Source organism: Actinacidiphila glaucinigra (assembly GCF_035918135.1).
Classification (GTDB): domain Bacteria; phylum Actinomycetota; class Actinomycetes; order Streptomycetales; family Streptomycetaceae; genus Actinacidiphila; species Actinacidiphila glaucinigra.
On sequence record NZ_CP109144.1, the window covers coordinates 5,764,468 to 5,776,373 of the forward strand.

The window sequence follows — 11,906 nt, forward strand, 5'->3', positions numbered from 1 at the left end:
TCAGCCCGCGTTGACCTTGTCGATCAGCACGCTGCCGGTGCCGGCGGCGGTGCCGTCGGCGTTCAGCAGCTGCACCTCGCCGAAGAACTGACGTCCCTCGGGAGCCGGGGCAGCGACCAGGACGTTCGCCGCGACGTTCGCGGAGGCGCCGTTGGCCAGCGGCACGGACGCCGCCTCGTCCACGGCGACCGAGCCCAGCGTCGCCGAGTAGAAGACGTCGCGGTAGTCGTACTCGGTGGTGCCGGCCGGGACCGAGTAGCCGTCCACCTGGATGGTGTACGTGCCGGCCGCCGGGTTGGCGATGCTCACGGCCTCCTCCGAGTCGCCGTCCGCGGCCTGGGCGACCTGCGTGCCGTTGAGGAACACGGTCAGGTCGAGGTCGGCGGAGGTGTCGGAGGTGCCGCCGATGGCGACGTCCAGCCGGGACGCGCCCGCGGGGACGACGACCGTGCTGGTGACGCTGTCACCGTCGGCGATCGTCTTGCGCGAGGCCGCGGCCGAGCCGAGCGCGCCGCCCTTCAGCTTGCCCTGCACCGGGGCGTAGCCGTTGGTGACCTTCCAGGAGACCGGGGCGGCGGTGCCGACCGTGGCCTCCTCGACGGTCTGGACCTCGGGGTCGAAGGAGACGCCGAGCGCGGTCGCGGTCAGGTTGTACGGGTTGTTCAGCACCGGCGAGGTACGACGCGCCTCGACCTCGATCTCCCACACGCCCGGGATCGGGTCGGTGTAGGAGCGCAGGTCGGGACGGCACCCGTTGGTGGTGGTGTAGTTCGGGTAGCAGAACGTCGTGGTGGTCGGGTCGGCCGGGATGCCCCACGGGGTGATCGCGATGAAGCGGGTCTGGCTGCCGGTGGCCAGGCCGCCCATCTTGATCTCGAGCGTCTTGGCGCCCTCGGGGACGGTCACGAAGTAGGACTTGGTGCCGTTGCGCTGCACCGAGCCCGACGCCTTGACCGCGAAGGACGGCTTGGCCTGCGGGGTCGCGACGACCACGGTGTTGAGGATCTGCTGGTCGGTGCCGCGCGTCGCCGGGTCGTCGACCGTCAGGATCGCGCTGTGCAGACCGGTCGAGCCGGGCTTGGCCTTGACGCGCACGGTCACCGGCTTGTTCAGCGGCAGCCACACGTTGTCGTAGTCGGCGAAGCGGAACGTGCCGTCATTGTTCACCCACTCCAGGTCGTGCCGGACGGACCGGTTCGGACCGGTGGTGCGGGTGATGGTGACGTCGTACGTCTTGGTCTGACCGGTCTTCAGGCCGCCCTCGCGGTCGTAGATGCCGGTGCCGTAGCCAGGCGTGGCGAGCGCGGACGAGAAGAACGTGCTGACCGGGGCCTTGACCGTGTAGGTGTGGGCGCTCGCGCCCGCCTTGATGAGGCGCCAGGCGTCGACGATGTCGATCAGACCGGAGCCCTGGGCGTACGCCGGGACGTCCTTGATCTTGTTCGTCGTGCTGGTCAGCGCGGTGCGCAGGGTCGCCGGGGACAGCGGGATGCGCGCCTGCTTGGCCGCGGACAGCAGCAGCGCGGAGGCGCCGGCCGCCTGCGGGGACGCCATCGACGTGCCCTGCAGCATGGCGTAGCCGGGCGGCAGGCTGTAGCCGGCCTCCGCGACGGGGCCACCGGGCTCCCAGGTCGGGATGGTGTTGATGGAGGCACCGGGCGCGGAGATGATCGGCGCGAAGCCGCCGTCCTCACGCGGACCGCGCGAGGAGAAGGGCATCATGTCGTACGCCTTGGTCACCTGCGAGCCGTAGTTGGCCGCCCAGGTCTCCTTGGAGACGGTGGCACCGACACTGAGGACCTTGTCGGCCAGGCCGGGGTCGCCGATGGTGTTGGCGCCGGGGCCGCTGTTGCCGGCGGAGATGACCAACTGCACGCCGTACTCGTCGATGAGACGGGTGTACGTCCGCGCGCGGGCGTTGTTGCCGTCGTTCAGCGGGGGCAGGCCGCCGATGGACATGTTGACGATGTCCACACCGCGGTTGACCACGAGGTCGATCATGCCCTCGGTCAGCGCCACGTTGGTGCAGCCGCCGGTCCAGGTGCAGGCGCGCGACGAGACGATCTTCGCGCCCGGCGCGGCGCCGTTCATCTTGCCGCCGAACAGGCTGTTGGCGGCGGTGATGCCCGCCACGTGGGTGCCGTGCTCGGACTCGATGACGCCGATGTTGACGAAGTCGGCCTTCTTGCCGACCCAGGTGCCGCCGTACGGGTCCGTGGGCACGTCCTTGCGGACCTGCACCACGAAGGGGATCCGCTCGGAGATGGCGGTGGCGGGGTTGTCCGTGCCGAAGTAGCCGATCTGGAAGCCGTCCTTGTACGGCTTCATCTCGGTGTCGTCGGCGAAGTTCCCGTTGTCGTTCAGGTCGAGGCGGACGGTGCCCTTCGCCGGGTCGTACAGGACGCCCCAGTAGTCGGTGGTGTCGCCGTCGCGGTTGAGGTCACCGGCCATGTCGCCACCGGTGGTGGCGGACTCGAAGAAGACCGTGACCTGCTGCGTCGCCTCGGGGGCGGACCAGGTGCGGCCCTGGTAGGTGACGCTCGGGCCGTTGGTCATACGGCGCCAGGTGGCGTCGCCGTCGGTGATCGGGTCGGTGGCGGTGACCCAGTCGACGATCTTGCGCTCGCCGGTGGTGGTCTTCTGCAGCGCCGGGTGGCCGAGGTCGACGCCCGAGTCGAGGATGCCGATGGTGACACCGCGGCCGTCGGCCTTCGGGTTGTCCTTGACGAAGTCCACCGCGCCGGTCTCGAACGCCGGCTGGTAGGGGTTCTTCGCCGGGGTCTTCGCGTCGGGACCCGGGTACGTGGTGGAACCGTGCCCATGTCCGTGGCCGTGGCCCTTCGAGGCGCCCTTGCCGCCGTCGGCCGACGGGGACGGGTCGTCGAGGACGATCTCCTGCTTGAGGTCGATCGCCTGCACCGAGGAGAGCTTCTGCGCCGCCGCGATCGCCGCGTCCGCCTTGCCCGTCGGGACGGTGGCGCGGACATAGCCGAGGCTGTCGTAGGTCCGGTCCACCGAGGCGCCCTTGAGGGCGCCGAGCTCGTCCGAGACCTGCTCGGTGGAGCCCTTCTTGGTGGCGATCATGAGGGTGACGTTCTTGTCGCCACCGGCCTTGGCCTCGGCGAGCAGTTCGGCGTCGGCCGTTCCGAGCTTGTCGTGCGCGGTCTTCACCGCCGCGTCCGCCGGGTCGCCGGTCGTGTCGGCGAAAGCGGTGGAGGCGGAGATTCCGGTCGTCGTCAGGGCGGCTACCAGACCCGCCGCGAGCGCGACTCGGACCACGCGTCTCTTCCCGCGTATGTGATCGAGAGACATGGGCATCCTGTTCAAGATTTGGGCGCCAGTTGACCGATACATTGCGCCATCTGTGGGGTTGTTGGGGAGTGCCGTAGATGGCGTAAGACCGACATGACGCGAATACGTCAAGACGCCGGGACCCGGGGCGGGGCGCGAAGCATGCCGAACCGGTCCAATGCGGCCGGCCGGTGCTCCGGGGCCCCCGACGCCGCGCGCCGCCGCGGCGGTTGGTGAACACCGGATGAGCGTCCGGCCACCTGCGGACCGGCCGCCGGTGACCCGCGGGAGGACTGCTGATCCACGTCCGCAGATGGGTGCCGGACGTTCCGTCTGCGTTGCACCGCAGGCCACCCCGGGTGCCAACGATCCGGTGAGGAGCGGCACCGCAGTGCCGCCGCAGCCACCGTCCACCGGGGGAACCCGCCATGCCTGGTCCCGTGTCCGCTGCCGCCCTCAGCCGCCGCAACGTCCTGATCGCCTCGGGTGCGACCGCCCTCGGCGCGGGGCTCGGTTTCGCGCTCGTCCCCGGTTCGGGCGACGCGACGGCCGCGCCCCCACTCGCGGAACCGGTCACCGGACCCGCGTCCGGCCTTCCGGCCGCCCCCACGTCACCCGCCGCGCCCGCCGCGGCGCGGCCCTACACCGCGGGCACCACCCTGCACTCCGTCGCGGCCCCGCGCGGCAGGGGAGGCTACCGCCGGCTCGGCGACGGCCCCGGCTGGAAGCGGGTCACCCGCACCGAACTGGCCGCCGCCGGGAGCGGCCGCGCCGCTCACCGCACAAGCCTGTCCTGCTTCGTGCAGTTCACCGACCTGCACCTGACGGACGTGCAGAACCCTCAGCGCTACGAGTTCCTGCGCTCCGCCGCCTCCGCCGGCTGGCGCCCCCAGGAGGCGCTCACCAACGCCGGCGCCGTCTCCCTGGTCGAGCGGGTCAACGCCCTGCGGTACGGGCCCGCCACCGGCACGCCCATCGGTTTCGTCATGACCACCGGCGACAACACCGACAACAACTCGCGGATCGAACTGGACTGGTTCCTCGCGGTGATGAGCGGCGGCCGCTTCACCCCCGACTCGGGCGACCCGGGCCACTACGAGGGCGTGCAGGACTCCGGCCTGAAGGGCTTCTGGCAGCCGGACGCCGCGCTGCGCGACGCCGACAAGGCGGCCGGCTACCCCCGCCTGCCCGGCTTCCTCGCCGCCGCGGTCCGCGAGCTCAACAGCCCCGGCCTGAACGTCCCGTGGTACTCCACCATCGGCAACCACGACCAGCTGTACGGAGGCTCGTACGCCGCCTCGTCCTTCTTCCACGACCTGGCGCTCGGCTCACGCAAGCTGTTCTGGCTGCCCCCGGCCGAGGCCGAAGCCGTCAACGCGTTCCTGCGCCAGGGACCCGACCCCCAGGGCACCCGCTTCCGCGAGGCCTGGAACCGCCACAAGGGCAGCGCCCGCACCGTCACCCCCGACGGACGCCGGGCACCGGTCACCCCGCGCGAGTACATCGCCGCCCATCTGGACCCGGCGCACGCCGGGGCCGGTCCGGTCGGCCACGGCTACACGACGGCCGAACTCGACTCCGGCCGGCTCCACTACGCGTTCCGGATCTCCGACGGCGTGCTCGGCATCAGCCTCGACACCACCGACCGCGGCGGCGACTACCGCGGCTCCCTCGGCACGGACCAGATGAACTGGCTGGACCGGACGCTCACCGCGCACGCCGACGACACCGTGCTGGTCTTCAGCCACCACCCCAGCTGGTCGATGACCAACCTGGTCCGCGACCCGGCCCGCCCCGGCGAGCGGCGACGAGGTGCTCGCGCTGCTCGGCCGGCACCCAGGCGTCGCCGCCTGGATCAACGGGCACAGCCACAAGAACAGGATCGTCCCGCACGGCACCTTCTGGGAGGTCTCCACCGCCTCCCACGTCGACTATCCGCAGCTGGCCCGGATCATCGAGCTGACCGACAACCACGACGGCACGCTCTCGCTGCTCTGCACGCTCGTGGAGTCCGCCGCTCCCTACCGCACCGACTTCTCCGACCTGTCGCAGACCGGGCTCGCCGCGCTCTACCGCGAGCTCGCGTTCAACGCGCCGGGCTCCCGTACGACGCTCTCCGGCGGGCCGGGCGACCGCAACGTGGAACTGCTGCTGAAGAAGCGCTGACCGCCCGGGTCACCGCGGCAGCACCACCACCCACGACGCGGGGTTGCGGTCGGCCGCGGCCATCAGGGCCGTACGGACGACGGTGGCCTGCTGCTCCAGGGACTCCCGGAGCTTGCGCGGCGTGATGTGCACGACCGAGATGCCGAGTCGCTCCAGGTGCTCGCGCTTGCGGGCGTACTCGGCCCACAGGGTGTCGTCCTCCTGTCGGGGCACGCGGGCGTCGAGCTCGACCGCGACCGCGTGCTCCGGCCAGTACGCGTCCACGCCGCCCAGGTGCGGGCCGCCCGGCAGCCGCAGGTCCACGTTCCACAGCGGGTCGGGCAGCCCGAAGCAGCGCACCATCGTGTACAGCCGGTTCTCGGCGATCGCGCGGCCCTCGGCCACCAGCGCGTCCACCGCCTCCACCACGTGCGGCCGGGAGAGCAGCCGGGCCCGGCTCAGCTCCGCGACGAGCGCCGACGCCTCGCAGTGGCCGCCGCGCACCGCCTCGGTGAGCACCTGGCCCACCGCCCGGGCGTCGTCCAGCTCCTCCACCGCGTCCGCCAGCGCCCGGGGCAGCGGCGCGCACGGCACGCCCTGCACCTCCCGCGGCCGGGGCAGCGCGGTGGTGCGCACCAGCCCCACGTCGCCGACGGCCCGCAGCCGCCGCTGCCGGGTCACCAGCAGGTCGATCCGGTCCAGGCCGACCAGCGGCGGCACCGAGGAGAAGCGGTGCAGGGCGAGCGCCGCGAGCCCTGTGACCATCGCCTCGCGGCCCGCGTAGAGCAGTGCCGCCCGGACCCGCTCGTCGCCGGTGGGCCGGCCGCGGTGGAGGACGTACACCCGGGGCAGCACCTCCTGCCAGGGACCGCCGGGGCGGCAGCGCTCGGCCAGCGTCTCGGGGGCGACGCCGTGCTCCCGCAGCTGGCGGGCCGACAGCACGGTCGGCCGGGTGCGGGAGAGGTGGTCGAGGGGGCGGGGGCTGAGGGGGATGTTGTGGTTCATGGCGGGTGGATTCCCGCATCCCTCAGGGAGCCTAACGGCTGTTACCGTACCGTCGACAAATGCGGACATCACCGCACTAAAGTTCAGACGTTCGGTTGCCGAGTGCCGTTTTTCACCTATTCGGGTGACCGACCTCTCCCCACCTGCGGGCCGGCCCCGGCGATGCTGCCGCACCACCGGGGCCGGGCGGTACCCCGTGTACGCCATTGGGGTGACCGGTCACCTGTTCCCTTCCGGGAGGGAGGCCTCAGCCGGCCCCAACCGCCGCGTCCCGCTCCTGCGCCCGCAGCGCCCGCGCGAGGTCGTCACGGCACTCGGCGACCAGCCGGCGCAGCGCCGGCGGCGCGTCCGCGTGGGCGTCCAGCCAGGCGTCGGCGGCGTCGAGCGTGGCGGGCCGGTCCTGGTGGTGCGGGAAGAGCCCGCGGACCACGGCCATGCCGATCTCGATCGAGCGCTCCTTCCAGACCCGCCCGATCACCTCGAAGTAGCGGTCCGCGTACGGGGCGAGCAGCTCGCGCTGGCCCGCCTGGTCGAAGCCCGCGATGGTGGCCTCGACGAGCGCGTTGGACAGCGCGTCGGACTCCACGACCGACGCCCAGCACTGCTCCTTGACGGCCGCGGACGGCCGCGCCGCCAGGCAGCGCACCTGGTGCCGCTTGCCGGAGGCGGTGTCGTCGCGGGCCAGCTCCGCCGCGACGGCGGCCTCGTCGGCCCGGCCACCCGCGGCCAGGGCCTCCAGGAAGGCCCAGCGCAGTTCCTGGTCGACGTCGAGCCCGTCGATCTTCTCGGTGCCGTCGAGCAGCCCGCGCAGCATGTCCGTCCCGGCGTCCCCGGAGGCCACGGCCGCGTGGAAGCGGGCCCAGGCCAGCTGGTGGCCGCTGCCCGGGGCCGCCGCGCCCAGCTCGCGCAGCGCGCCGTCGGCCAGCTCGCGCCCGCCCTGCTCGCGCCAGGCCGGCGCCGCGTAGTCGTTCAGGGCCGTACGGGCCTGCATGTGCAGCCCCTGCAGGACGCCGATGTCGGTCTCCGCGCCGGCGAAGCGCAGCACCAGGCCGAGGTAGTCGCGGGCGGGCATCAGCCCGTCGCGGGTCATGTTCCACACCGCGGACCAGGCCAGGGCGCGGGCCATGGGGTCGGTGAGCGAGCCCAGGTGCTCCCGCACCGTGGCCAGGGAGTCCTCGTCGAAGCGGATCTTGCAGTAGGTCAGGTCGTCGTCGTTGACCAGCACCAGGTCGGGACGTTCCGCCCCGGCGAGCTCGGTCACCACCGTGCGTGGGCCCGCGACGTCGGTCTCGACGCGCGCGTAGCGCTCCACGGTGCCCTCCGCGGTACGCCGGTAGAGCCCCACCGCGACCCGGTGCGGCCGCAGCTCGGGGTGCGAGGGCGCGGCGTCCTGCGCCACGGCCAGCTCGGCGATCCGCCCGTCGGCGTCGTACGCCACCTGCGGGGTCAGCGAGTTGACGCCCGCGGTCTGCAGCCAGGACCGCGACCACCCGGCCATGTCGCGCCCCGAGGTCTCCGCCAGCACCGACAGCAGGTCGCCCAGCTCGGTGTTGCCGTAGGCGTGGCGCTGGAAGTAGCGGCGCGCGCCCTCCAGGAAGGCGTCCCGTCCGACGTACGCCACCAGCTGCTTGAGCACGCTGGCGCCCTTGGCGTAGGTGATGCCGTCGAAGTTGAGCTTGGCGTCCTCCAGGTCGCGGATGTCGGCCGTGACCGGGTGGGTGGAGGGCAGCTGGTCGGCGCGGTAGGCCCAGGCCTTGCGGCGGTTGGCGAAGGTGATCCAGCCCTCCTTGTAGCGGGTGGCCTCCACCAGCGAGAACGCGCCCATGAAGTCGGCGAAGGACTCCTTCAGCCACAGGTCGTCCCACCACCGCATGGTGACCAGGTCGCCGAACCACATGTGCGCCATCTCGTGCAGGATGACGTTCGCCCGGCCCTCGTAGGACGCCTGGGTGACCTTGCCGCGGAAGACGTACTCCTCGCGGAAGGTGACCAGCCCCGGGTTCTCCATCGCGCCGATGTTGTACTCGGGCACAAAGGCCTGGTCGTACTTCCCGAAGGGGTACGGGTAGCCGAAGTGGTCGTGGAAGAAGTCCAGGCCCTGCTTGGTGACGGTGAAGATCTCGTCGGCGTCGAAGTACCGGGCGAGGCCCTTGCGGCACAGCGCGCCCAGCGGGATCTCCAGCTCGGAGCCGTCCGGCAGCGCACGCCGGTAGGTGTCGTGGACCATGTGGTAGGGCCCGGCCACGACCGCCGTGATGTACGTGGAGATCGGCCGGGTCGGCGCGAAGTGCCGCGTCTCGCCGCCGCCGGAGACCCCGGTCACCCGCTCGTTGCCGAGCACGACCCAGGACTCGGGCGCGGTGACGGAGAAGGTGAACGGCGCCTTCAGGTCGGGCTGCTCGAAGTCGGCGAAGACCCGGCGGGCGTCGGCCGGCTCGTACTGCGTGTAGAGGTAGACCTCGCCGTCCTCGGGGTCGGTGAAGCGGTGCATGCCCTCGCCCGTCCGGCTGTAGGCGCACTGCGCGTCCACCACCAGGACGTTCTCGGCGGCGAGGCCGTCCAGCGTGATCCGCGCCCCGTCGAAGACCTCCGCGGGGTCGAGTTCGCGGCCGTTGAGCGTCACCGACGTCACGGAGGGGGCGAGCAGGTCGGCGAAGCTGGACGCACCGGGCTCCGTGCAGCGGAAGCGGATCGTGGTCACCGACCGGAACGTCCGCTCCTGCGGGCGCAGCGCCGACCGGAGGTCGAGGGCGACCTCGTAACCGTCCACGGCGAGCAGCCGTGCCCGCTCTCGGGCCTCGTCACGCGTGAGGTTCTCACCGGGCACGGGGTCTCCATCCTTCGCACGCCGTCGGGGGTCGTCTTGTGGACGCCACGCATCTTTGCACGTCGGCCCTGACGGCGGCGCACGGGAATGGGGATGGCACCGGGGGCGTTGCCGGTTCCGGACCACGTGTCACCGCATCATGTCCGGAGGAGAGAAACGTGACCGAGACCACAACGACCCCCACCCCGGTGGACTTCTGGTTCGACCCCGCCTGCCCGTGGGCGTGGATGACCTCCCGCTGGATGCTGGAGGTGGAGAAGGTGCGACCCGTCGAGGTGCGGTGGCACGTGATGAGCCTCGCCGTCCTCAACGAGAACCGCGACGAGCTGCCCGAGCAGTACCGGGAGTTCCTGACCACGGCCTGGGGCCCGGTCCGCGTCTGCATCGCCGCCGAGCAGAAGTACGGCAGCAAGGTGCTCGGCCCCCTCTACACCGCGCTGGGCACCCGCATCCACAACCAGGGCCTGGGCCACAAGGACCACGACGTCATCGTCGCCGCCCTGGAGGAGGCGGGCCTGCCCGCCGAGCTCGCCGACTTCGCCCGCAGCGACGCCTACGACACGGAGCTGCGCGCCTCCCACCAGGAGGGCATCTCCAAGGTCGGCCAGGACGTCGGCACCCCGGTCATCGCGGTCCCCGGCGCCGACGGCGAGCAGATCGCCTTCTTCGGCCCGGTCGTCACCCCGGCGCCCAAGGGCGAGGCCGCGGCCCGCCTGTGGGACGGCACCCTGCTCGTCGCGTCGACCCCCGGCTTCTACGAGATCAAGCGGACCCGCGACCAGGGCCCGGTCTTCGACTGAGCCCGGCCGGTCCGGTCAGAAGTGCCGGAGCAGTTCGGGGAAGGCCGCCAGCCGCAGCACCCGCTCGTCGGCCGGGTCCAGCTCGGACTGCTCCAGCACCCAGGTGTTCTCGTTGGGGATGAACACCGCGCTCATCCCGGCCTCGCGCGCGGGCAGGATGTCCGACTTCGGGGAGTTCCCGATCATCCAGCTCCTGCCCGGCGCGAAGCCGTACCCCGCCAGCAGCGCGCGGTAGGTGCCCGCGGCCTTCTCGGGCACGATGTGCACCCCGCGGAAACGGTCCGCCAGCCCCGAGGCCGCCACCTTGCGCGCCTGCTCCTCCTCGTCGCCCTTGGTGAGCAGCAGCAGCTCGTGGCGGGTGCCCAGCTCGTCCAGCGTGCTCGCCACGCCGGGCATCAGCTCCACCCGGTGCTCCACGAAGGCCACCGCCAGCTCGTCCACCCGCCGCAGCTCGGCCCGCGTGACGGGCCGCTCCCGCAGCCGCTCCAGGAGCTCGCCGAGGCTGCGCAGGAAGACCTTGCTGCCGTAGCCGTGGACGACCGCGTTCGCCGCCTCGATCTCGTTGAGCAGCGCCCTGATCTGCGTGCGGTCCAGGACGGGATGGTCCACCCAGTCCAGGAAGTCCTCTATCACCCGCTCGAAGACCACGTTGTTCTCCCACAACGTGTCGTCCGCGTCGAAGACCAGTACCTGCCCCGTCAGCCGTGCCTCGTCCATCCCGCGAGGGTAACCAGAGCCCGCGCCCGCCGGCCGCGCATTTTCCGCGGTGCGTCAGGCGTGCCGTGCGGCCAGCGCCGCTTCCAGCTCCGCGCGGGACGGCGGATCGGCGCCCACGCGCGTGCAGTTGAGCGCCGCGGCCGTGACGCAGCGCTCCAGCGCGGCGGCGAGGGCGTCGCGCGAGGCGGGGACGCCGCCACCGGCGATCGCGTCGAGCAGCGCCGCCTGGAAGGCGTCGCCGGCCCCGATGGTGTCGACGACGCGGACCTCGGGCGCGGCCACCCGTACGAGGGCGTCCTCGGTCACCGCGAACGCGCCCTGCGCGCCGAGCGTGACGACCGCGAGCCGGGGCCCCTCGGCGAGCAGCGCCCGCGCCGCCTCCTGCGGGGCGAGCCGCGGGAAGAGCCAGGCGAGGTCCGCGTCGCTGGCCTTGACCACGTCCGTCACCCCGGCCAGCCGCAGGCACGCTCGGCGGTAGGCGAGCCGGTCGGGCTGGACGGCCGGCCGCACGTTGAGGTCGGCGACGACGGTGCGCCCCGGTACGGCGTGCAGCTCGCGGCAGAGCTCCAGCACCCGCGCGGCACCCGGTTCCACCACCGCGGCGAGTGAACCGGTGTGCAGTACCGCGGTGTCCGCGGGCAGCGACAGCCGCTCGGGGTCCCACGCGGCCAGGAAGTCGTACGAGGCGGAGCCGTCCCGGTCGAGGTAGGCCATCGCCAGCGTGGTCCGCCCGGCCGGGCTCGCGGCCCGCACCACCTCGACCCCGGTGGACTCCAGATGCGCCCGCACCAGTTCGCCGGGCGGGTCGTCGCCCCACGTGGTGACCAGGGTGGTGGGCCGCCCCAGCCGGTGCAGGCCGACCGCGACGTTGGCCGGGCTGCCGCCGGGCACCGGTGTGACCTGCCGCTCCCCGGAACGCCACAGCAGGTCGACGAGGACCTCGCCGACGACGCCGACGCGGGAGGGGGAGGACGGAGCGCTCATGCGGGCAGCATAGGAGGCCGCCGTCCGGCCGCCGGAGCCGTGTCGCAGCCGGCCGTCGGCGGCGCTCCGGCGACGCTCCGGCGGGGATTGGAGAAACCCCACTAAGGCCCGGGTGACGAAGCTCACGCCCGGTGCGG

The 11,906-nt window shown here is 72.5% G+C and carries 6 protein-coding genes and 1 pseudogene; 2 read left to right on the forward strand and 5 right to left on the reverse strand.

Annotated elements, in window-relative coordinates; all coding sequences use genetic code 11:
* Positions 1 to 3,318, reverse strand: a complete 3,318-nt coding sequence (locus OIE69_RS25880) for a S8 family serine peptidase (protein WP_392567569.1) — start codon at positions 3,316 to 3,318, stop codon at positions 1 to 3.
* Positions 3,319 to 3,719: 401 nt separating this feature from the next.
* Here OIE69_RS25880 and OIE69_RS25885 point away from each other — a divergent pair.
* Positions 3,720 to 5,457, forward strand: a pseudogene (locus tag OIE69_RS25885) (TIGR03767 family metallophosphoesterase).
* A gap of 9 nt (positions 5,458 to 5,466) precedes the next feature.
* Here the strand turns inward: OIE69_RS25885 and OIE69_RS25890 are convergent.
* Together OIE69_RS25890 and pepN are read right to left on the reverse strand one after the other, a co-directional pair.
* Positions 5,467 to 6,441 carry a hypothetical protein gene (locus tag OIE69_RS25890; RefSeq protein WP_326576085.1) on the reverse strand — a complete coding sequence of 325 codons (975 nt, stop codon included), beginning with the start codon at positions 6,439 to 6,441 and terminating at the stop codon, positions 5,467 to 5,469.
* A gap of 247 nt (positions 6,442 to 6,688) precedes the next feature.
* On the reverse strand, positions 6,689 to 9,268 hold the full coding sequence (gene pepN / locus OIE69_RS25895; protein WP_326576087.1) for an aminopeptidase N: 2,580 nt from the start codon (positions 9,266 to 9,268) through the stop codon (positions 6,689 to 6,691).
* A 158-nt stretch (positions 9,269 to 9,426) separates the two neighbouring features.
* Between pepN and OIE69_RS25900 the strand changes: the two genes are divergently transcribed.
* Positions 9,427 to 10,068, forward strand: coding sequence for a mycothiol-dependent nitroreductase Rv2466c family protein (locus OIE69_RS25900; RefSeq protein ID WP_326576090.1), 642 nt, complete (start codon positions 9,427 to 9,429; stop codon positions 10,066 to 10,068).
* 15 nt (positions 10,069 to 10,083) lie between these two features.
* Here OIE69_RS25900 and OIE69_RS25905 read toward each other — a convergent pair whose 3' ends face one another.
* Both OIE69_RS25905 and OIE69_RS25910 read right to left on the reverse strand, forming a co-directional pair.
* Positions 10,084 to 10,785, reverse strand: coding sequence for an HAD family hydrolase (locus OIE69_RS25905; RefSeq protein ID WP_326576092.1), 702 nt, complete (start codon positions 10,783 to 10,785; stop codon positions 10,084 to 10,086).
* Positions 10,786 to 10,839: 54 nt separating this feature from the next.
* The gene (locus OIE69_RS25910; protein ID WP_326576095.1) at positions 10,840 to 11,769 is read right to left on the reverse strand and encodes a carbohydrate kinase family protein; all 930 of its coding nucleotides are present in this window, start codon (positions 11,767 to 11,769) and stop codon (positions 10,840 to 10,842) included.
* Positions 11,770 to 11,906: the final 137 nt, after the last annotated feature.